Raw genomic sequence first — 21,033 nt, forward strand, 5'->3', positions numbered from 1 at the left:
CTCCGTCATGCCGGACTTGATCCGGCATCCAGCTTCAGCGCGTCTGAGTCGTGAAAGACGCCTTCTCGCAATCAAGGACTTGATCGCACTGGACCCCGGATCTAGTCCGGGGTGACGGTGTGCGGATGCGTGGTTTCGCCAAGCGAATAGATGCTGCGGCGCTTTCCCGACGTTTTGATTGGGCCACCTAACCGAGCAGGTTCCTTTCACCACATCGTCTTCGCCGCCCGCGCCGCCCATTCCCGGTCATAGGTTTCCTGATCGAATTCCGCCTTTGCGGCTTTCAGCAGGACGCCGGGTGTGGGCAGCGATGCGGGTTCGACGAAATTGGCGGGGTTCCAGAGTTCGGAGCGCATGAGGGCCCTGGCGCACTGGAAATAGACCTCGTCGATCTCTACCACGATCACCGTGCGCGGATGTTTGCCGTCCATTTCGAAACTCTGCAGCAGATCGGCATCGACCGAAATGACCGCACGGCCGTTGACGCGCATCGTGGTATTCGAGCCGGGGATCAGAAACATCAGCGCCACACGTGGGTCGCGCACGATGTTCAGGAGCGAATCGACGCGGTTGTTGCCACGCCAGTCGGGCAGAAGCAGCGTCTTGTCGTCACCCACCCGCACCACACCGCCCTTATCGCCGCGCGGCGAACAGTCCATGCCTTCGGGCCCCACCGTCGCCAACGCCAGAAAGGGCGAGGCCTCGATCATCAGCCTGTATTCGGCCGTCAGCGAGCCGGTCACCTTGGCGATCGACGCTTCGCTTGTGCCATCATAGATGGCCTTCAATTCCTCAACCGTGCGAATGATCGTCATGTCGGCTCCAATCCCGTAAAACAACCTGCACCCCGCCAGACGGGGCTTAATCTTCCGCCGCCTCTGCCTTTTCCCGCTCCGCCCGCTCGCGCGCGGTGCGGGCGGCAACGAGGTCGGCCGGCTGGGCATTGCCGCGGATCAGCGAACGGCCCGCATAGATGCCGCCGACGACTTCCATCGCGAAACGCTCCTCGTCGCGGTCGCGGAATTCCTCGACCAGACGGGCCGCATCCTCGCGCTCCTCACCCATGGCGCCCAGCACTTCCTCGCTGAAATTCAGCGCCGATTCCAGCGTCTCGCGGATCTGGTAATCGACACCGGCCTTCAGAAGATCGATTGCATGGCCACGGTCATAGGCGCGGGCGAGAACCGGAACCAGCGGGAACTCGTGTTTGACGATCTCCGCGATCCGCACCGCCGCGTCCTTGTCATCAACGCAGATAAGCACGGCGCGCGCCGTGCTCGCGCCGGCGGCATGCAGGATTTCCGCCCGCGAGCCATCGCCATAATAGACCTTGAAGCCGAATTCCGCCGCATCGCGCACGAAGTCGGCATCCTTGTCGATGAGCGACAGCGTGTAGCCCCGGGCCAGAAGCGGCTGGCTGACGATCTGCCCGAACCGCCCGAAGCCGATCAGGAGAATGCTGCCCTCGACATTTTCAGGCACGTCGAGATCGTCGGTATTGGGAACCGCCGCCGGCACCAGCCGGTCATGCAGAATGACCATCAGCGGCGTCAGCACCATGGAGATGATGATGGTCGCGGTCAGGATGGCGTTGGCTTCACGATCCAGAATACCGGCGCTGACAGCGGCCGAATAAAGCACGAAGGCAAATTCGCCGCCCTGCGCCATCAGCACCGCCCGCTCCAGGCTTTCGCGCCGCGTGGTGCCGAGTGCGCGCGCCACACCGTAGATCAGGAAGGCCTTGAGCAGCATGTAACCCGCGACGCTGACGACCACGAGCTGCCAGTTGGAGGCGATGACGGCAAGATCGATCGCCATGCCGACGCCAAGAAAGAAAAGGCCGAGCAGAATGCCGCGAAACGGCTCGATATCCGCCTCAAGCTGATGGCGGAAGGAGGATTCGGACAGCAGCACGCCCGCCAGAAACGCGCCCATGGCCATGGAAAGACCGCTGACCTGCATCAGAAGCGCCGAGCCGAGCACGACCAGCAGAGCCGCCGCCGTCATCACCTCGCGCGCACCGGAGGCCGCCAGCAGCCGGAAGAACGGGTTGAGAAGATAACGCCCGGCAAGAATGAGCGCCCCAACCGCGGCAAGCGCAATGCCCACCGAAATCCAGCGCTCCGAGGGCGTCACATGTTCACCGCCGGAACCGAGAAAGGCAACCAGCGCCAGCAGCGGCACGATGGCCAGATCCTCAAACAGCAGGATGGCGATGATGCGCTGACCTTTCAGGCTCGACATGCTGTTGCGTTCCTGCAGCATCTGCATGACGATCGCCGTCGAGGTCAGCACGAAGCCGGTGCCGGCGACGAAGGACATGATGACGGGAAAACCGAGCCCAACGCCGATCAATGTCAGGCCCGCCATACAGACTAGCACCTGCAACGCGCCGAGCCCGAAAATATCCTGACGCATCGACCAAAGCCGAGACGGCTGCATTTCAAGCCCGATGATGAACAGGAACATCACCACGCCGAGTTCGGCGATGTGGAGGATCGCCTGCGAATCGGAAAAGAAACCGAGACCATAAGGCCCGATCACAAGGCCGGCGGCCAGATAACCCAGCACCGAGCCAAGGCCGATGCGTTTGAAGATCGGCGCAGCCACAACGCCCGCCGCCAAAAGCACGACCACCTGGGCCAAATCATTTCCGTTCGCTTCGACAGCCACACGCCACCCCGTTTAAATTGATAGGACGAGGGTGTTCCCTCGCCAGATTGCCCGAAAGCGCCAGAACCCTTCTTCCGTCATGCCGAACTTGATCCGGCATCCAGCCACGGCGCGTCTGCGCCGTGAAAGACTCTCTCGCGATCAAGGACTTGATCGCGCTGGACCCCGGATCAAGTCCGGGGTGACGGAGTGGGGATGCAACAACATTGCCAAACGCACCGGTTCTTCAAATCCCCTGTCTGCATTCTCACGAGGGCATCTCCCTCCATGTTTTATCGGGATAGCGGTTCCCTGCTCAAGCCCTTTTCAGCGAGCTCCCGTTCATAATCGGCAAACAGTGCGTCACCGGTCTCGCCAAGTTCCCTGAGGTATCTCCAGGTATAGATCCCGCTATCATGGCCGTCGTCGAAGACGATGCGAACCGCATAATTGCCGGTCGCGACTATCGAGCGGATGGCGACATTTCGCTTGCCGGGAACGATGACCTTCTGCCCCGGCCCGTGGCCCTGCACTTCCGCCGAGGGCGAAAGCACCCGCAGCATCTCGGCGTCAAGCCGGTAGGCGCTGCCGTCGTCGAAGGAAACGGTCAGTTGCCGCCGGTCTTTCGACACAAGCAGCTCAGTCGGCCAGGCATCACTCATTTTTCACTTCCGCAAGCTCGTCATATGCGTCAGAATTACGGACTTGCCTCACGATAGGCAAGCCACTACATCACCGTGTGTGCCAGGGGCATCGCGCAATGAGGATGGAGACGTGAACAGTTTCCCCGGATCGCTTGAGAGAGCGCAATCCCTGACGGAAAACAACGCACCGATGGTCGACCCCTTCGGTCGGGCGATAAGCTATCTGCGCGTTTCGGTGACCGACCGCTGCGATTTCCGCTGCACCTATTGCATGTCCGAACACATGACTTTCCTGCCGAAGAAGGACCTTCTGACACTGGAGGAACTCGACCGGCTCTGTTCCCTCTTCATCACAAGGGGTGTGCGCAAGCTCAGGCTTACCGGCGGCGAACCGCTGGTGCGCAAGAACATCATGTCTCTGGTGAGGAACCTCGGCCGCCATGTGCGCACCGGCGCGCTGGACGAACTGACGCTGACCACCAATGGCTCGCAGCTTGCCAAATTCGCCGCCGAACTTGCCGATTGCGGCGTCAGGCGCATCAACGTCTCGCTCGACACGCTGGATGCTGACAAATTCCGCCAGATCACCCGCTGGGGCGATCTCGACCGTGTGATGGAGGGGCTGGACGCCGCAGAGGCCGCCGGCATCAAGATCAAGCTCAACGCCGTGGCGTTGAAGGATTTCAACGAGACCGAAATTGCCGAGCTCATGCGTTTCGCCCATGGTCGCGGCATGGATTTGACGGTCATCGAAACCATGCCGATGGGCGAGATCGAGGAAGACCGGACAGACCGTTATCTGCCGCTCTCCAAGCTGCGCGCCGATCTGGAGCAAAGCTTCACGCTCATCGACAGCGACTACCAGACCGGCGGCCCCGCCCGTTACGTCACGGTCAGGGAAACCGGCGGCAGGCTCGGTTTCATCACGCCGATGACGCATAATTTCTGCGAAAGCTGCAACCGCGTCCGCCTCACCTGCACCGGCACGCTTTATATGTGCCTCGGCCAGGATGATGCGGCCGACCTGCGCACTGCGCTGCGCGCTTCCGACAGCGACGCCTATCTTTCCAGCGCCATAGACGAGGCCATTCTGCGCAAGCCGAAGGGTCATGATTTCATCATCGACCGCACGCATAAACGTCCCGCCGTCGCCCGCCATATGAGCGTGACCGGCGGCTGAGCCTGTTTCTCCTTTCCCCACCCATATAAGCGGTTGAATTACCGGCCTCACCGTGTCACGTCTCTTGGCATGGAGGAATGCGCAGTTGCGCCCGGCGGGCAGCCCTTGAGAGGCAATCGGGGCAAGATTGCGCATGGTCTGGGATCATATGGAATGGCATTGACGGATAATACGCGCGGCGCCCTCTTGATGGCGCTCGCCATGGCAAGCTTCACGGCCAACGACGCGCTGACGAAATCCGTCACCCCCTACATCAATACCGGCCAGATCATGTTCGTGCGCGGCATCATGACGGTGGTGCTGATCTATATCGCCGCACGGCATTTCGGCGCGCTCCGGCCCCTGAAAACCCTGCTGCGGCCCATCATCATCCTGCGCTGTCTCTGCGAGGTGACAGCGGCCGTTCTCTATCTGACGGCGCTCGGCCTCATCGAATTTTCCAACGCCTCGGCCATATTGCAGTCCCTGCCGCTGATCGTGACGCTGGGTGCTGCACTTTTCCTGCGCGAACCGGTCGGCTGGCGGCGCTGGGCGGCAATCATAACCGGTTTCATCGGCGTGCTCATCATCATCAGGCCGGGACCGGAAGGCTTCACATCAGGCGCCCTGCTGGTCGTCGCCTCGCTGGCGGTTACCGCCGCACGCGATCTTCTGACCCGGAAAATGTATGCCGATGTGCCCTCACTCGCCATCACCGTCATTACCGCCTTCGTCAATATGGCGGTGGGTGGCCTGCTGATTGCGCCTTTCGGCGGCTGGCAGCCGATGAACTTCATGATCCTGTCGCATCTTGCCGGGTCCGCCATTCTGGTGCTGGTTGGCTATCAGGCGATCATTCTGGCAATGCGAACCGGCGAAATCTCCTTCGTCGCGCCGTTCCGTTACACCAGCCTGCTCTGGGGTTTCATGATCGGCGTGTTCTTCTTCAATGAAAAGATCGACAGTTTCACCATCATCGGCGCCATGATCGTCATCGGTTCGGGTCTCTACACCTTCTACCGCGAAAGCCTGCGCAAGCGTTCGCAGATGGCCAAGCGCGCCGCCGCAACGCCCACGGCCGCAACCACGGTGCGGCCGGCTTCCGTAACGAAAACTGCCGCTACGGAAGAGGCGGGAGAGTGACATGAACAGCGGCCGTTTTCTTGACCGGACAACCCCGCCCCACATCATCACGCTGGTCGTCATCGCCGGCGTCGCAGCCCTGTGCATGAATGTGTTCCTGCCCTCGCTTGCAGCCATGGCGCTTTATTTCGAGGTCGATTACGCGGTCATGCAATTTGCCGTATCCGGCTATCTCGCCGCTACCGCCTGCCTGCAGCTCATCATCGGCCCGCTATCCGATCTCTTCGGACGCCGCCCTGTCATGCTCGCCAGCATCGCGATCATGATCGTCGCCACCCTCGTCTGCATGCTGGCGCCCAATATTACCGTCTTTATGATCGGGCGCGTGGCGCAGGCGGCCGTCGTTTCCGGTTTCGTGCTCGCCCGCGCCATCGTGCGCGACATGGTGCCGATGGAACAGGCCGCCTCGATGATCGGGTACGTCACCATGGGCATGTCGGTGGTGCCAATGGTCGGCCCGACGGTTGGCGGCCTGCTCAACGACATTTCCGGCTGGCAGTCGAGCTTCGCGCTGCTCGCCCTCCTCGGCGTCGGCATTCTGGCGCTCGCCTGGTTTGATCTCGGCGAAACCAACCACAACAAATCGGCAAGCTTTTCGCAGCAGTTTCATGCCTGGCCCGAGCTTCTGCGCTCGCCGCTATTCTGGGGTTATGCGCTGACCTCGACCTTCTCGTCCGGCATGTTCTTTTCCTTCCTCGGCGGCGCGCCCTTCGTTGGCAGCGTGCTTTATGGCCTTGCGCCGGCCATGCTCGGCCTGCAATTCTTCTTCATGGCCAGCGGTTACATGCTCGGCAATTTCGTCTCCGGCCGTTATGCCAGCCAGATCGGCATCACCCGCATGATGTTGTCGGGCAATGTCATCGCCATTGCCGGCATCGTCACGGCCATTGTGCTGATCTCCACAGGTTCGGAAAGCCCCTATGCTTTCTTCGTGCCGCTCGCCCTTATCGGTGTCGGAAACGGTGTTACCCTGCCGAGCGCCAATGCCGGCATGGTCAGCGTCCAGCCGCATCTGGCTGGCTCGGCCTCCGGTCTCGGCGGCGCCATGACCATCGGCGGCGGCGCAGTGCTTTCGGTACTCGCCTCCTCGGTCCTGTCCAGGGAGGACGGAACCTGGCCGCTCCTTATCGTGATGCTGGCGACCGGCCTTGTCGCCCTCCTCACCACCTATGTCGTAAGGCTGCAGGAGAAGCGGCAATGACGGCCCCTTCCAGAATACCCGGTCTCGTGCTCGCCGGCGGCCTGTCGCGGCGCATGGGCACCAACAAGGCGATGGTGATGCTGGGCGAAACACCGCTGCTTTCCCACGTCGTGCGCCGCATCACACCCCAGGTCTGCGATATCACCATCAATGCGGCAAATGGCTGGGCCGAAAGCTTCGGCCTGCCCGTGCTGCCAGACACCGTAAGCGGCCACGCCGGACCGCTGGCCGGCGTTCTCGCCGGCATGCGCCATTTCCAAAAGCACGAAGCCGGAGGAAGCCATTTCCTGACCGTGCCCGCCGACAGCCCTTTTTTTCCCGATGATCTCGTGGCCCGCCTTTGCGAACACATATCGGACAATGCGATCGTCATCGCCGCCTCCAGCGGCCAGCTTCATCCGGTTTTCGCGCTCTGGCCCGTGGCGCTTGCCAATGATCTGGAAGATTGGCTGAAAAACGATGCGAACCGGCGGATCCGCGCCTATCTGGCACGGCACGTCACCATTGGCATTGCCTTTCCGCCGCTGGAAACCGCAAAGGGCAGCCTCGATCCTTTCTTCAACATCAACACGCCGGATGAACTGGCGCTGGCGCGAAGCCATCTGGAGAGCCTCGCGACATGACGGCTCAAAAGGTCTTCGGCATAGCCGGCTGGAAAAACTCGGGCAAGACCGGCCTTGCGGTGCGCATCGTCACCGAGCTGACGGCCCGGGGCTACCGCGTCTCCACTATCAAACACGCCCATCATGATTTCGATATCGACAAGGTCGGCGCCGATAGCTGGCGTCACCGGCAGGCGGGCGCCCATGAGGTCACCATCGTCTCCGGCACCCGCTTCGCCATCATGCATGAGTTGCGCGGCGAACCAGAACCCTCCTTCGAAGACATCCTCTCCCGCCTCGCCCCCTGCGATCTCGTGCTGATCGAGGGTTACAAATACGAGCCGGTGCCAAAGATCGAGGCGCGCCGGCTGGAGGCGGCGAAAACCGAACCGCTTGCCGGAAGCGATCCTTATATCATCGCCATTGCCGCCGATCATGAGGTGACGGACACTGCGCTTCCTGTCTTCGATCTCGACGATACCGGCGCGATTGCCGACTTCATCGAGAGGACGGTGGGGCTGGTGAGGGTAAGCCAAGGATAGCGTTTTAGGCGCTTCGGATGCATCCCCGCATCCGTCATACCGGCCTTGAGCCGGTATCCAGCGAGCCCAAGTCCTTGGGCTGAAAGGACTCCTCTCGCCGCGCAGACGCGCGTCGGCTGGATGCCGGATCAAGTCCGGCATGACGGAGGAGAAGTGGTATGAAGCCGACGCAAGCTCCCACGATCCCTCACCCTAAAAATGAAAAAGCCGGGCTCTAGACCCGGCTTCGTCAATCCTTGAGACGCAATACCTATTCAAGGAAACTGGAGGGGTTCACCGGCGTCGCATCCTTGCGAACTTCGAAGTGAACCTGCGGACGCTTAGCGCTGCCCGTCATGCCCGATGTAGCGATCGTCTGGCCGCGCTGTACTTTCTGGCCACGCTGCACGTCGAGATTGGCGGCGTTGCCGTAAACCGTGACCTTGCCGTCGTCGTGGCGCACCAGCACGGTGTTGCCGAGCTGCTTCAGGCCGTTGCCTGCATAGATGACCACGCCGTTTTCAGCGGCCTTGATCGGCGTGCCTTCGGGAACCGAGATGTTGATGCCATCGTTGCGGCTGCCTTCGACATTGTCGCCGAAATTGTTGATGACAGCACCGCGGACCGGCCAGCGATATTTGCCGATGCCCGTGGATTCCGGTGCGACGGAAGCCATGTCGGACTTCTTCTCGATATCGCTGACGCTTGCCGTGGCGGCGGGTGCCGACGGTGCAGTCGCGGCAGCAGCAGGCGCCTTGTAAGGTTCCGGCTTGGCGGATGCGGTTTCGACTGCCTTGGCCGCTTCCTTGGCGGGAACGGAGGCTGTCTTGATACCGTCGGTGCCGGCGCCCGGCATGGCAAGCGTCTGGCCGACACGGATGCTCTCGTTGGAAATGCCGTTGGCGGCTTTCAGTGCGGCAACCGATACGCCGTTTTCACGGGCGATTTTCGCCAGGCTGTCACCCGGCTGAACCTTGTAACCGCCGCTTGGCGGCAAGGGCTTGCCACCGGGAGGCGTGAGCTTGCCGGCATCAGAGGAAACCTTGTCACGGGCCGCCGCCTGCGACGGCAGCACGGCCACATTCCCCTCGGGGCTGCGCAGCGGTGTCGGCTGGTCGCCATTGCGGTTAAGCGCGATGTTGCCGGCCGCATCCTTGGCGGCGTTGCGAACCTGACCGAATTTCGGAATGAGGATCGACTGGCCGGCCTGCGCCGAAGAGGCTGTCTTCAGACCATTGACCCGCAGCAGTTCCTTTTCAGGAACGCCGTAGCGGTTGGAAAGGGTCGTGATGCTTTCACCGGGACGCAGCGTCACCGAGGAAGCGCCATCCGTATGCCAGCCATTCTTGTCGGAGCGGACGGTTGCGGTGGTGAGATTGTCGGCGACGGGAACGGCGGCCTGCTGCGCTGGCGCTGCGGGAGACGGCGCGGCCTGTCGCTGTGCGGATGGGAAGGGCTGGGCCATGGCTTCGTTGCGCGTCGCCGGATCGCGGCTCGCCACCGCCGTCGGCGCCGACAGTTCGGAGCGCTGAACCGGAGAGGCGGAGGCCGAGCGGGCCGTGGAAGGCTGCACGTTGCCGCCATAACCGCCGGACTGCGGATAGGAGTTGCCAGCCATGTTCTGGTTGGCATAACCGCCCTGCGGCGCGGCAGAGGCGTAACCGCCATTCATGTCGCCCTGCGGAACAGGAGCCTGCCCGTAAGCACCGCCACCCTGCCGGGTTGGAATTGACGCCGTCGTCATCTGATCCGGTCCACTGGAAAAGAGGCCGCTGAACCGCGTTGCATCCGAGCTACAGCCCGTTGCGACGCTTGCCAGCAATGCCGCTGCGAACATTTTTGCGACTGATTTTCCGATTTTAGACGAATGTCTCATACGCATGACTCGATCTACACTGACGCCAACCCGCCGCATCGACATGCGATCCGGCACAAACTTCACTTCTTGCAAGGCCCATTTCCCGAGGTGGGGAAAACCATGCGTCGATGTTTATGATTAAAGCGCGTTAGTGTTACCACGCCGTTAAAACGTTAAGCCGTTTGGCGCTTTTTTGACACTTCGATAACCATGACGAAAACGATGCGCGTCATGTCTGAACAATAATAATAATGAAAATCAAACAGTTGTTGTAATTTAGAACTTTCGAAGACAAAAATGGAACGTCTTCAAAATTTTCATTTTGTTACAAATGACGCGCAATATGGGTGCTGAGCGGCAGATAGGGCGCTTCGAAGAGCTCTTCCTTTTCGAAGCGGCTGCCGGTCTTGGAAAAGCGCGTCATCACGCAGCGATCATCGTCAAGGATGATCGGCGCGATCATCATGCCGCCGGAGACGATCTGTTCGGCGAAAAAGCGGGGCATGGTGGTAAAGGCCGCCGTGGAGACGATGCGGTCGAAGGTGCCCTCGCCCACAAGCCCGTTGCTGCCATCCGCCTGGCGGATCACGACATTGCGGATGGAAAGATCATCCAGACAGTTCTGTGCCTGCTGCACCAGCGTCCTGTAACGCTCCAGCGAAAAGACGCGCTCCACCCGACGCGCGATGATCGCCGTCATGAAACCGCTGCCGGTGCCGATTTCCAGCACGCGCTGGCCCGGCTTCAATTGCAAGCGGGCAAGGATTTTGACAGCCATGTCGGCGCCTTCCATGAAGGCGCCGCAGTCGATCGGGATCGTCCGGCTGGAATAGGCATCGGCCGCAAATTGCGGCGGCACGAATTTGGAGCGCGGCGTCTGCTCCACCGCCGTCAAAAGGTCGAGGTCGGAAATCCCCTCGCCTCTCAGCCGGAGAACGAGAGCGGCAAAACCTTCCTTTTCGACCATGGCAGATTTCAATCGGCGACTCCGAATCCAAGCGCTTGCGCAACCCGATCCTTGACCGTGTAATCCGTCAGGTCAAGCTTTAGCGGCGTGACCGAAATTTTGCCGTGCTTCAAGGCGTGGATATCCGTGCCTTCGCGGAACGTGCCGAGACGCTCGCCGAAACGCAGCCAGTAATAGGGGAAACCACGGCCGTCCTGGCGTTCTTCCACCGTCAGGCCGAAATCGAGCTTGCCCTGCCCGGTCACGGACACGCCCTGCACATCCTTGGGCGCACAATTGGGAAAATTGAGATTGAGGAAGGTGCCATCAGGCAGATCGACATTCATCAGCTTGCGCAGCAGGTCCGGTGCATAGGTCTCGGCGACTTCCCACGGCACGACACGGCCTTCGGCATGGCTGAAGGCCTGGCTGAGCGCGAAGGACCGCACGCCCTGCAGCGTGCCTTCGATGGCACCCGCAATCGTGCCGGAATAGGTCACGTCATCGGCCATGTTGGCGCCGGCATTGACACCCGACAGCACGAGGTCGGGCTTCTCAGGCAGAACTTCGCGAATGCCCATGATGACGCAATCGGTCGGTGTGCCGCGCAGCGCATAATGCTTGTCGGAAACTTTTCGCAGGCGCAGCGGTTCGGAAAGCGTCAGCGAATGAGCAAGACCGCTCTGATCGGTCTCGGGCGCGACGATCCAGACATCGTCGGACAGCGTGCGGGCGATACGCTCCAGCACGGCCAGACCCTCGGCGTGAATACCGTCGTCATTCGTCAGCAAAATCCGCATGTTCATCTCTCCACTGCTACGCCCTCGGGAAAGGACTAATATTGTCTCTCATGGACGCATCCCCATGACCGTCATGCCGGACTTGATCCGGCATCCAGCCGACGCGCCTCCGCGCGGCGGGAAAAACCTCTTCAGCCCAAGGACTTGGGCTGGCTGGATTCCGGCTCAAGGCCGGAATGACAGAGGCGTCTTCAGGAGCCTGACAATCAGGCCGCCTTCTCGATGCGCGTCAGACCGCCCATATAGGGCAGCAGCACCTCTGGAATTGTGACGGAACCGTCGTCATTGAGATAATTTTCGAGAACCGCGATCAGGCAGCGGCCGACAGCCGTGCCGGAGCCGTTCAGCGTGTGCACGAACTTCGTCGCCTTGTCGTCCTTGCCGCGATAACGGGCATTCATGCGCCGCGCCTGGAAATCGCCGCAGACCGAGCAGGACGAGATTTCGCGATAGGTGTTCTGGCCGGGCAGCCAGACTTCCAGATCATACGTCTTGCGCGCGCCAAAGCCCATATCACCGGTGCACAGCGTCATGGTGCGGAAATGCAGGCCGAGACGCTTCAGCACCTCTTCGGCGCAGGCCGTCATGCGCTCATGTTCGGCGACAGCGCTTTCCGCATCGGTAATGGAGACAAGCTCGCACTTCCAGAACTGGTGCTGGCGCAGCATGCCGCGCGTATCGCGGCCAGCGGAGCCCGCTTCCGAACGGAAGGACGGGGTAAGCGCGGTGAAGCGCAGCGGCAGTTTCTCCTGCTCGAGGATTTCACCCGACACGAGGTTGGTCAGCGTCACTTCCGCCGTCGGGATCAGCCAGCGGCCATCGGTGGTCTTGAACAGGTCCTCGGAGAATTTCGGCAATTGCCCGGTCCCGAACATCGCCTCGTCACGCACCATCAGTGGCGAGGAGACTTCCGTATAGCCATGTTCCGAGGTGTGCAGATCGATCATGAACTGGCCGAGCGCCCGTTCCAGACGCGCCAGCTGGCTGGTCAAAACGGTGAAGCGCGAGCCGGAAAGCTTGACCGCACGCTCGAAATCCATGTAGCCGAGCGCCTCGCCGATCTCGAAATGCTCCTTGGCCTCATGGTTCCAGCCGGGCTTCTGGCCGACCACGCGGGCCACCACATTGTCGTGTTCGTCCTTGCCATCAGGCACATCGTCGAAGGGCATGTTCGGCAGGCGCGACAGGGCGTCGTTCAGCTCGGCGGTGACCTGGCGGTCCTCCTCCTCGGCGCGCGGCATGTTTTCCTTGATGTCGGCGACTTCGGCCTTGAGCTTTTCCGCAAGCTCCATGTTCTTCTGCGCCATGGCGGCGCCGATTTCCTTGGAGGCGGCATTGCGGCGGGACTGCATGTCCTGCAGGGACTGGATGACGGAACGGCGCTTTTCATCGAGAGCGATCAGGCCGCTGGCGGCAGGTTCGGCGCCGCGCCGTGCAAGAGCCGCATCAAAGGCTTCGGGGTTTTCACGTATCCATTTAATGTCGTGCATCGTCGTTCCAGACTGTTGTTGGCCGCCCGTGTTTTATCAGCAAAACGCCGGGCGAAGGGCCCGGCGCGAGGAAATTAAATGAGCGGGAAGACCGTGGCGAAGCGTCAGGTCTCTTCCAGCTCCGTGCTTTTGGATTCCGCCGCACGTTTCCTCTCCACGAGTCGAGCCATGTAGATGGAAATCTCGTAGAGAATGATCGCAGGCAGCGCAAGACCGATCTGGGACATCGGATCGGGCGGCGTCAGCACGGCCGCGACCACGAAGGCCATGACGATGGCGAACTTGCGCTTCTCGCGCAGCCAGTCGCTGGTCAGAAGCCCGACGCGGGCCAGAAGCGTGGTAACCACCGGCAGCTGGAACACCAGACCGAAGGACAGAACCAGCGTCATGATGAGGCTGAGATATTCCGACACCTTCGGCATCAGCGAAATCGCCACCTCGCCATCCTCGGGCAATTGCTGCATGGCGAGGAAGAACCACATGACCATGGGCGTGAAGAAGAAATAGACGAGCGCCGCACCGATGAGGAAAAGGATCGGCGACGCGATCAGAAACGGCAGGAAAGCGGCGCGCTCATTCTTGTAAAGACCGGGGGCCACAAACTTGTAGAGCTGCGAGGCGATTACCGGAAAGGAGATCACCATGGCGCCGAACATCGCAACCTTGATCTGCGTGAAGAAGAATTCCTGGGGCGCGGTATAGATCAGCGACGATTTCGTCACATCCAGCCCGGCCCAGATAACCGCCCACTTGTAAGGAATGACGAGCAGGTTGAAGAGATGTTTGGCAACGGCGAAACAGCCGATGAAGGCGATGAAGAATGCGCCGAGCGCCCAGATCAGCCGCGTGCGCAACTCCATGAGATGCTCGATCAGCGGCTGCGGCTTATCCTCGATGTCCCCGCTCATGCTTCATCCTTTTTGGGCTTTGCAGCCTTTGTTCTTGCCGGTTTGGCCGGCTTGGCTTCTACCACCGCCTTCTCCGCCGCCGTTTTCTTGACGGCAGCCTTCTTGACGACGGCCTTCGCGGCAGGCTTCGAAACAGCAGATTCTTCAGGCGCTTCGACAGCCTTGCTGCGCACGGTGCGTTTCGGCTTGGCGGCCACCGCCTCGGCTTCGACGGTCGCAACCGATTTCGCACGCGCGCGTTTCGGTTTTTCTTCCGCTGCCGCAACTGCGGCAACCGGCGCAGATGCCGCAGGTGCGGAGGCCGCGACAGGCGGCGCATCCGGAAGCTTCATCTCGGGCTCGGGCACGCTGACCAGCGGCGCAACCGGCTCGCTCGTCGCCGGTGCTGCTGTCGAAGACAGGGAATCAGGTGCAGCCGTCGCCTTCTGGAGATCGGACTTGATCTCGTTTCCGAGCTGGCGAAGTGGGTTCATCGCGTCGCGCAGCGAATTGGTCGGATTGAGATTGCGGACATCCGAGATCGTCTGCCGCACATCGTCCATATCAGCCTCTTTCAAGGCCTCATCGAACTGCGTGCGGAATTCCCCCGCCATCTTGCGAAGGCCGGCCATCGTTTTACCGAAGGCGCGGATCATGGGCGGCAAGTCTTTCGGTCCGACGACCACGATCAGCACGACCGCAATCACCAGAAGCTCGCTCCAGCCGATATCAAACATCAATACGCTCCCGAGACCCTAGCGCCGGTCTCAAAACAAGCGGCACAGGCCGCTTACTTGATCTCGTCAGCCTTGTGGTCGACAGTCTTCGCATTGGCATCGGCCGGCGGCGGCGTCTGGTCTTCGTCGGACATGCCCTTCTTGAAGCTCTTGATGCCCTTCGCAACATCACCCATCAATTCCGGAATCTTGCCACGTCCGAAAAGGACGAGAACGATCACCAGAACGATGAGCCAATGCCACACACTAAAAGAACCCATAACTGAAACTCCTGAATTTCGCTTTCAGACGATGTAAGATGTTTGAAAGGCTTTTTCAAACAACAAATTGTCGCTTCAACGGGGAGTGAACATAAAGTTTTTGCGTCTTGTCGCCAGTAAGACGGTCAATCATTCATCGCCATCGCCGCCGCCGGGCGCAAGCAGGCCCAGTTCTTCCAGATCGAGCTGCGTGATCGGGTCTTCGTCCTCACGCAATTCATCGCTCATCATCGGCAGGGGCACTCCGAAATTGGATGGAATTCGGCCAGAAAGCAGCCCTGCCCCCTTCAGCTCTTCAAGCCCCGGCAGGTCGCGCAATTCCTCAAGGCCGAAATGATCGAGAAACTCCACCGTGGTGCCGATCGTCACCGGCCTGCCAGGCGTACGCCTGCGGCCCCTGAAACGCACCCAACCCGCTTCCATCAGCACATCAAGCGTGCCGCGCGAGGTCTGCACGCCGCGAATTTCCTCGATTTCGGCGCGTGTCACCGGCTGATGATATGCGATAATCGCCAGAACTTCCAGCGCCGCGCGCGACAGCTTCTTCGGCTCCTTCTCCTCCGTGCGGATGACGAAGGAAAGATCGCCCGCCGTGCGAAAAGCCCATTGCCCGCCGACCTGCACGAGATTGACGCCTCGATCACCATAGGCGGCCTTGAGCCGGTGCAGAATGGCTGCGACATCCATGCCGCGTGGCAGGCGCTCGGCAATGAACCCCACCGAAACCGGCTCGGCCGAAGCAAAAACCAAGGCCTCGGTGATCCGCTCGGCTTCCTTCAGCTGCCGTTCGGAAAATACCGTGGGTTCGAATCCCACCCCATCTGTCACGATCGCCGCTTCGCCGGTCTCGTCGTCATTCGTCATTATCAGTCCTTTCGGCATTCACGGCGCGATCGTCTCTCTCGCTCCTGCGCATATAGATGGGCTTGAAGGCGCCCTCCTGACGAATTTGCAGCGACCCCTCGCGCACCAGTTCCAGCGAGGCGGCAAACGCGCTGGCGATGGCCGTTACCCGCATGGCGGGGTCGGGCACATATTGCAGCAGATAGTGATCGAGCACGGTCCATTCACCGACATCGCCGAGCAGATTGGTCAAGAGCTCCCGCGCCTCCACCAGCGACCAGACCTGCCGTTTTTCAATCGTGACCTGGGTGATGGCCTGCCTTTGCCGCAGATTGGCGTAGGCGCTCAGGAGATCGTAGAGATTTGCCTCGTAGGCGGAGCGGTTGATATGCGGAATATGCTCCGGCGCGCCCCGGGCGAAAACATCACGGCCGAGCTGGGCGCGGTTGACGAGGCGTTCCGCCGCCTCGCGCATCGCTTCCAGACGTTTCAGCCGGAAGGCCAGCGTCGCGGCCATTTCCTCGCCCGAGGGGCCGTCATCCTTGGATTGCTGCGGAATGAGCAGCTTGGATTTGAGAAAGGCGAGCCAAGCCGCCATGACGAGATAATCGGCCGCAAGCTCGATGCGCACCCGGCGCGCGCTTTCCACGAATTGCAGATATTGTTCGGCAAGCGCCAGTACGGAAATGCGCGACAGATCGACCTTCTGCGTGCGGGCAAGATGCAGCAGCAGATCGAGCGGGCCTTCGAAACCCGCGACATCGATGACCAGCCCGGCCTCACCCGTCAGCCGCTCCGGCGTCACATCCTGCCAGAGCTTGTCCATCGGTGTTGAATTGCGAGACTTGTCTGCGGCCATTGTTCCATCCGCCGGGCGTCCGGCCTGTCGTCCCGATTAACGGGCCGCCGCCCAACTGTCAGGAAACGGCCCACATGGCGTTGAATTCGGCTCTCAGTTCCGCTTCGTCGGAAGCGTCCGCAACGGGGAAACCCGCTTCCACGGCCCGCACCCGCTCCAGCGAACGGCCGGAAAGAACGGGAACCTCCTTCACGACCTGAAGCATTTCACCCATCACGCCGTTGCAATGCAAGACTATATCGCAGCCACCAGCAACAATATTCGCAGCCCGCTCGCCAAGCGTACCCTTCAGCGCATTCATGGAACTGTCGTCGGACATCAGCAACCCGTCAAAGCCGATGCGGCCGCGAATGACCTCCTCGATCACCTTCGGCGAGGTCGTTGCCGGTCTCTCGCGGTCGACAGCGTTGAAGACCAGATGCGCGCTCATCGCCATCAATTCACGGTTCAGCGCCCGGAACGGTACGAAATCATGGGCGTCCAGCTCATCGAGCGGCACATCGACAACAGGCAGTTCATGGTGCGAATCCACCATGCCACGGCCATGGCCCGGCATATGCTTCATGACAGGCAGCATGCCGCCCGCCTTCAGCCCGTCGGCCGCCGCCTGCCCCATCTCGGCCACCATGGTCGGCGAGTAGCCATAGGCGCGGTTGCCAATGACGTTGCTGGCGCCTTCCACCGGCACATCGAGCACCGGCAGGCAGTCGACATTGATGCCGAATTTCATGAGGTCGAAGGCATGCAGGCGCGACATCAGCCAGGCGGCGCGCAGACCCTGTTCACGATCACGCTCGTAGATTTCACCGAGAATGCGGGCATTCGGATAGGCCTGCAGGATCGGCGGCTTGATGCGCTGTACGCGCCCGCCTTCCTGATCGATCAGAACCGGCGCGTCCGGCCGCCCGACGGCATCGCGCATGGCGGCGACGAGATCGGTGATCTGCTGCGGCTCGCCGATATTGCGCCCGAACAGAATGAAGCCCCACGGCTGCTGGTCACGGTAAAGGGCAATCTCGTCGGCGGTCAGCGAAAGTCCGCTGCATCCGAGGATCATAGCTTTGCAATCGGTCATGGTGTCACGCCTGTCTGAGAACAAAAGGGGTAAGGGAAGAATGGCCTTTAGCCATCGAGACTGCGGAGAGGTGCGGTTAATTTCTCCGCGTCATCCTCGGGCTTGACCCGAGGATCCATTTCGGCGGCCGTGGATCCTCGGGTCAAGCCCGAGGATGACGTAGAGTTTGCCGGAAGGTCCGAATATGCCAAGGGCTGCCCACGCGGCAGCCCCAATCTTTCTACGCCGGATCAGTTGCTATCAGCGTGCCACCAGGCAGCTGCCGCCGGCCGAGCGGAACTTTTCGCACAGCGCCACGGCTTCGTTCTTGTCACCGGCCGGGATGCGGACGCGGTAGAACGTGCCCTTGCCGGCGATTTCGGCGGCCTTGATGTCGACGCCACGTCCACCGATGACCGAGCCGAACTTGGCCGACATGCTCTGGTAGGACTTCTGGGCCTCCGCCTGGCTCGGCAGGGACGCGATCTGGATGTAATAACCACCGGCCGAAGGGGTGTTTGTCGCTGCCGGCGTCGCGGCGGCTGTCTGCTGCTGCGCGGCTGGCGGCTGGGCCGGAGCGGTAGCGGCGGGACGGACATTGCCCTGATTGGTGACGGTTGCCACGACATTGGAAGGCTGCGAGGACGGACGCGCTGCAGGAAGCGGCGCCGCCGTCTGCGAGGCCGGTGCGGCAGGCGTATTGGCCTGGGGCTGTGCGGCCTGCTCCGGCGCGACCGGAACACGCGAAGCGGCGATGACGGCGGGAGCGCCCTCACCCGGCTTGGCTGTCTGGGGCGCGGCAAGTTCCGCGACCTTGTCGGCCTTCGGCGGCTGGGCTGCCGGTGCATCGACTTCCTGGGCGACCAGCGTGCCATCCGGCTTGACGATCATCGTGCGGACCTTGCGCGGCGAAACACCGGTTGCGCCGGCGCCTTCGTTGTGCGCGGCCTTTTCTTCCGGCGAAAGCAGGCGCGGATCTTCAGTTTCGCCAACCGGCGTACCGGTTGCGGTTTCCATATCCCCGTCGTTTTCACCTTCCAGCGGCAATTGTTCGGGGATCAGCGTGCGCTGAACCACATCGACCGGCTGCTCGCTGCTGGAAATCAGGGCGGGCTGCTTCGGATCGGCAGCACTGCCGCCAGCCACGCGGTCATACACCGCCTTGTCCTGGTTGGGCACGACGCGACCGCCCGGATTTTCCGGCACGACCTTCATCGGATCATTATCGGCGGAAATGATGACAGGCGCGCCATTGGAGCCGGTGCTGGACGAACCGCCTGATATCAGCGCGTAGACACCGCCGCCGACAAGCACCAGACCGATTGCGGCTGCAACCGGCATGATCCAGCGGCGACCGCCGCGCTCATCCTCATCGCGATAAGCGGCCTGATGATCTACATAGGTGTTCTCGGCATCCCGTGCGTTACCGCGAGAAGCTGCAGCCTCCTGCATGGAGCGGCGGAAGTCCTCTTCCAGCGCCCGTTCGAATTCATCGGCTTCTTCCGGAGCCTGAACGGCGGCACGCGCCTGCGGGGCGGCTGCGCGGTTTTCCGCATGTTTGTGACGATCAAGACCGCCGGCGACCGCAGGCGCAAACAGCGTCGCAAGCTCGGTATCGATATCGAGATCTTCTTCGTGACGGCGGGCAACCGGCTTGGGTTCGAAAACCCCGACCGGCAATTCCGGCACATCCATCTCCACAATGGTTTCCGGATGTTCTTCCGTCTCGCCGATCTGCGAAGGATCGAAAGGCAGGCTCTCCAGTGTCTGCGGCGCAACCGGCTGCGGCGCAGCGGCGGCAGGACGCGGCTGAACGGGCGCAGCTGCGGCAATCGGCGCGGATACCGGCACAACGCGCGGCTGGGGCGCGGGCTGCTCCCTTACCGGCTGGGGTGCAGCGGCAGCGACCACAGGCGCAACCGGCTGCTGGCGAACGGGTTGCGGCACGGGCGCAGGTGCGACCTCGGCTTCGGCAATTTCGGAAAGGTCGAGATCAAGATCGAGATCGTCGAGCGCAAGCTCGAAATCATCGTCGTTGAAGCCCGCAAAATCGCTGAAATCCGGTTCCTGAACGGGAGCCGCAGATGTTGCAGCGGCAACCGGGGCTGCCCGTACCGGTATAGCGGCAACTGGCGGTTCCACCTTCGCAGCCTGAGCGACAGGTGCGGCCTGAACGACAGGCGCAGACTGGACGACGGGTTCTTCACCACGGCCGGGAATGGAATATTTTGCAACGTCGTAGATCAGCTCGTCCATCGGCGACAGATCGGCCGCAACGGACTTCTGAACAACAGGAGATGTGACCGGCTGCGCAGCAGGCGTGAAGGTTTCAGCAGGCAGAGGCGTAAAGGCAGGCGCAGTCTCTTCCGCCTGAATGACGACGGGCGCCGGTGCAGGTTCGATCTGCGGTTCAATCCGGGCTACCGGCTGCTGTTCGGACCTCGGCTCGACCCGTCGCGGATCGACAGCCGAAACATCGCGACGCGCCCCGAAATTGGCAAGCGGCAGACGCAGGCTGGAAAATTCCAGCGAAGAACGGCCGCCATGCGAAGGCGGACGCACGGAAACGGGTGCAGGCGCTTCCTCGGCAACCGCGATCTCCACCTCATCGGCAAGATCGAAGGCCTGCGGCTCCGGCGCGTAACCATGCGAAGACGGAATGTTGCTGGAAACATCGGCCGGAAGTTCCGGCATGGCGTGCCATTCGGGCTGGGCCGGCTCGACGGCCTGCGGCTCTTCCCATGCCAGTTGTTGGGCGGCCTGCTGGTAAACCACCGGCTCGGCAGCACGCGGCTGGCGCGAATGCACGTCGAAAACTTCGGCGACCGCACCGGCATCGTCGCGGAAATCCGCGCGAATGTCCTGCGTCGACGTTTCCACGTAACTGTGAATATAGGCGTTGTCGACTTCCGGAAGCGGCTCTTCCGTGAACTCGGGCGCCACCTCATAGGCCGGCGTCGGCTCCGGCGCATACCGGGCCTCGACCTGCGGCTCGGCCACGGGAGAAAGTTCCGGCTCGCGGCGGGCGAAAACCTGCTCGACACGCTGCATGAAGTCGTTGGGGTGGATGCCCGCACGGACATCGTTTGCTGGATCAAGAACGACCGGATCGGCGTGCGGTGCGTCGTAAACCTCGAATTCCCTCAGAAGCTCATCTTCGAGATTGAATTCGGGTTCGCGGCGGGTCACCGATGGCGCAGCCTCGGAACCCGCATGCGAAGGACGATCTTCGAAGCCGACGATACGCGCCAGTTCTGCCAGAGGATCGTTGTCAGCGAACCCTTCGGACCGGGCGTCCCGGTTATACGCGACATTTTTTTCGACCATTACGTGTTCCACCATCTACGCATTGCAGCTCTTGCCAGCGTATTGTGAGC

Annotated in this window: 19 protein-coding genes; 5 read left to right on the forward strand and 14 right to left on the reverse strand. The window is 61.6% G+C overall.

What is annotated here, in order from left to right; genetic code table 11:
• Positions 1-206: 206 nt before the first annotated feature.
• The 3 genes from FY152_06645 to FY152_06655 form a co-directional block, all read right to left on the reverse strand.
• On the reverse strand, positions 207-815 hold the full coding sequence (locus FY152_06645) for a pyridoxamine 5'-phosphate oxidase family protein (protein ID UXS31780.1): 609 nt from the start codon (positions 813-815) through the stop codon (positions 207-209).
• Between the two features lie 46 nt (positions 816-861).
• Positions 862-2,673 (reverse strand): potassium transporter, encoded by a 1,812-nt coding sequence (locus FY152_06650; GenBank protein ID UXS31781.1) that lies wholly within the window; start codon positions 2,671-2,673, stop codon positions 862-864.
• Between the two features lie 272 nt (positions 2,674-2,945).
• Positions 2,946-3,314, reverse strand: coding sequence for a DUF971 domain-containing protein (locus FY152_06655; GenBank protein ID UXS31782.1), 369 nt, complete (start codon positions 3,312-3,314; stop codon positions 2,946-2,948).
• A 112-nt stretch (positions 3,315-3,426) separates the two neighbouring features.
• On the opposite strand from FY152_06655, the gene moaA reads away from it, so the two are divergent.
• The 5 genes from moaA (at position 3,427) to mobB (ending at position 7,943) form a co-directional block, all read left to right on the forward strand.
• Complete coding sequence (gene moaA, locus FY152_06660) at positions 3,427-4,476, forward strand: GTP 3',8-cyclase MoaA (GenBank protein UXS31783.1); 1,050 nt, start codon at positions 3,427-3,429, stop codon at positions 4,474-4,476.
• A gap of 153 nt (positions 4,477-4,629) precedes the next feature.
• The gene (locus FY152_06665) at positions 4,630-5,598 is read left to right on the forward strand and encodes a DMT family transporter (protein UXS31784.1); all 969 of its coding nucleotides are present in this window, start codon (positions 4,630-4,632) and stop codon (positions 5,596-5,598) included.
• Position 5,599: 1 nt separating this feature from the next.
• Positions 5,600-6,799 carry a multidrug effflux MFS transporter gene (locus FY152_06670; protein ID UXS31785.1) on the forward strand — a complete coding sequence of 400 codons (1,200 nt, stop codon included), beginning with the start codon at positions 5,600-5,602 and terminating at the stop codon, positions 6,797-6,799.
• Entirely contained in the window at positions 6,796-7,422 is a 627-nt protein-coding gene (gene mobA, locus FY152_06675; protein UXS31786.1) for a molybdenum cofactor guanylyltransferase MobA, read from the forward strand. Before FY152_06670 ends, mobA begins: the two co-directional genes overlap by 4 nt.
• Positions 7,419-7,943, forward strand: a complete 525-nt coding sequence (gene mobB / locus FY152_06680; protein UXS31787.1) for a molybdopterin-guanine dinucleotide biosynthesis protein B — start codon at positions 7,419-7,421, stop codon at positions 7,941-7,943. The genes mobA and mobB overlap by 4 nt, the downstream gene beginning before the upstream one ends.
• 250 nt (positions 7,944-8,193) lie before the next feature.
• On the opposite strand, the gene FY152_06685 is transcribed toward mobB, so the two are convergent.
• The 11 genes from FY152_06685 to FY152_06735 all read right to left on the reverse strand — a co-directional run bounded on the left by FY152_06685 (position 8,194) and on the right by FY152_06735 (position 20,983).
• Positions 8,194-9,759 (reverse strand): LysM peptidoglycan-binding domain-containing M23 family metallopeptidase, encoded by a 1,566-nt coding sequence (locus FY152_06685; protein ID UXS31788.1) that lies wholly within the window; start codon positions 9,757-9,759, stop codon positions 8,194-8,196.
• A gap of 346 nt (positions 9,760-10,105) precedes the next feature.
• Positions 10,106-10,747, reverse strand: a complete 642-nt coding sequence (locus FY152_06690; GenBank protein ID UXS33231.1) for a protein-L-isoaspartate(D-aspartate) O-methyltransferase — start codon at positions 10,745-10,747, stop codon at positions 10,106-10,108.
• Between the two features lie 8 nt (positions 10,748-10,755).
• A complete protein-coding gene (gene surE / locus FY152_06695) occupies positions 10,756-11,526 on the reverse strand; it encodes a 5'/3'-nucleotidase SurE (protein ID UXS31789.1) in 771 nt (256 codons plus the stop codon).
• A gap of 206 nt (positions 11,527-11,732) precedes the next feature.
• Positions 11,733-13,016 carry a serine--tRNA ligase gene (gene serS, locus FY152_06700; protein UXS31790.1) on the reverse strand — a complete coding sequence of 428 codons (1,284 nt, stop codon included), beginning with the start codon at positions 13,014-13,016 and terminating at the stop codon, positions 11,733-11,735.
• 104 nt (positions 13,017-13,120) lie between these two features.
• Entirely contained in the window at positions 13,121-13,924 is an 804-nt protein-coding gene (tatC, locus tag FY152_06705; protein ID UXS31791.1) for a twin-arginine translocase subunit TatC, read from the reverse strand.
• Positions 13,921-14,640 carry a twin-arginine translocase subunit TatB gene (gene tatB / locus FY152_06710; protein UXS31792.1) on the reverse strand — a complete coding sequence of 240 codons (720 nt, stop codon included), beginning with the start codon at positions 14,638-14,640 and terminating at the stop codon, positions 13,921-13,923. Before tatB ends, tatC begins: the two co-directional genes overlap by 4 nt.
• A gap of 53 nt (positions 14,641-14,693) precedes the next feature.
• Positions 14,694-14,900 (reverse strand): twin-arginine translocase TatA/TatE family subunit, encoded by a 207-nt coding sequence (locus tag FY152_06715; protein UXS31793.1) that lies wholly within the window; start codon positions 14,898-14,900, stop codon positions 14,694-14,696.
• A gap of 129 nt (positions 14,901-15,029) precedes the next feature.
• Entirely contained in the window at positions 15,030-15,764 is a 735-nt protein-coding gene (scpB, locus tag FY152_06720) for an SMC-Scp complex subunit ScpB (GenBank protein ID UXS31794.1), read from the reverse strand.
• Positions 15,754-16,602 (reverse strand): segregation/condensation protein A, encoded by an 849-nt coding sequence (locus tag FY152_06725; protein ID UXS31795.1) that lies wholly within the window; start codon positions 16,600-16,602, stop codon positions 15,754-15,756. The genes scpB and FY152_06725 overlap by 11 nt, the downstream gene beginning before the upstream one ends.
• A gap of 58 nt (positions 16,603-16,660) precedes the next feature.
• A complete protein-coding gene (nagZ, locus tag FY152_06730; GenBank protein ID UXS31796.1) occupies positions 16,661-17,677 on the reverse strand; it encodes a beta-N-acetylhexosaminidase in 1,017 nt (338 codons plus the stop codon).
• Positions 17,678-17,917: 240 nt separating this feature from the next.
• A complete protein-coding gene (locus FY152_06735; protein UXS31797.1) occupies positions 17,918-20,983 on the reverse strand; it encodes an SPOR domain-containing protein in 3,066 nt (1,021 codons plus the stop codon).
• Between the last annotated feature and the right edge of the window lie 50 nt (positions 20,984-21,033).

It is taken from the genome of Agrobacterium tumefaciens, assembly GCA_025560025.1.
Classification (GTDB): Bacteria; Pseudomonadota; Alphaproteobacteria; order Rhizobiales; family Rhizobiaceae; genus Agrobacterium.

Bases quoted from the DNA above. Each gene is read 5' to 3' on its own strand.
- FY152_06645 (UXS31780.1), bottom strand. From the start codon at position 815: ATGACGATCATTCGCACGGTTGAGGAATTGAAGGCCATCTATGATGGC.
- FY152_06655 (UXS31782.1), bottom strand. From the start codon at position 3,314: ATGAGTGATGCCTGGCCGACTGAGCTGCTTGTGTCGAAAGACCGGCGG.
- FY152_06665 (UXS31784.1), top strand. From the start codon at position 4,630: ATGGCATTGACGGATAATACGCGCGGCGCCCTCTTGATGGCGCTCGCC.
- FY152_06670 (UXS31785.1), top strand. From the start codon at position 5,600: ATGAACAGCGGCCGTTTTCTTGACCGGACAACCCCGCCCCACATCATC.
- mobA (UXS31786.1), top strand. From the start codon at position 6,796: ATGACGGCCCCTTCCAGAATACCCGGTCTCGTGCTCGCCGGCGGCCTG.
- mobB (UXS31787.1), top strand. From the start codon at position 7,419: ATGACGGCTCAAAAGGTCTTCGGCATAGCCGGCTGGAAAAACTCGGGC.
- FY152_06685 (UXS31788.1), bottom strand. From the start codon at position 9,759: ATGTTCGCAGCGGCATTGCTGGCAAGCGTCGCAACGGGCTGTAGCTCG.
- FY152_06690 (UXS33231.1), bottom strand. From the start codon at position 10,747: ATGGTCGAAAAGGAAGGTTTTGCCGCTCTCGTTCTCCGGCTGAGAGGC.
- surE (UXS31789.1), bottom strand. From the start codon at position 11,526: ATGCGGATTTTGCTGACGAATGACGACGGTATTCACGCCGAGGGTCTG.
- serS (UXS31790.1), bottom strand. From the start codon at position 13,016: ATGCACGACATTAAATGGATACGTGAAAACCCCGAAGCCTTTGATGCG.
- tatC (UXS31791.1), bottom strand. From the start codon at position 13,924: ATGAGCGGGGACATCGAGGATAAGCCGCAGCCGCTGATCGAGCATCTC.
- tatB (UXS31792.1), bottom strand. From the start codon at position 14,640: ATGTTTGATATCGGCTGGAGCGAGCTTCTGGTGATTGCGGTCGTGCTG.
- FY152_06715 (UXS31793.1), bottom strand. From the start codon at position 14,900: ATGGGTTCTTTTAGTGTGTGGCATTGGCTCATCGTTCTGGTGATCGTT.
- scpB (UXS31794.1), bottom strand. From the start codon at position 15,764: ATGACGAATGACGACGAGACCGGCGAAGCGGCGATCGTGACAGATGGG.
- FY152_06725 (UXS31795.1), bottom strand. From the start codon at position 16,602: ATGGCCGCAGACAAGTCTCGCAATTCAACACCGATGGACAAGCTCTGG.
- nagZ (UXS31796.1), bottom strand. From the start codon at position 17,677: ATGACCGATTGCAAAGCTATGATCCTCGGATGCAGCGGACTTTCGCTG.
- FY152_06735 (UXS31797.1), bottom strand. From the start codon at position 20,983: ATGGTCGAAAAAAATGTCGCGTATAACCGGGACGCCCGGTCCGAAGGG.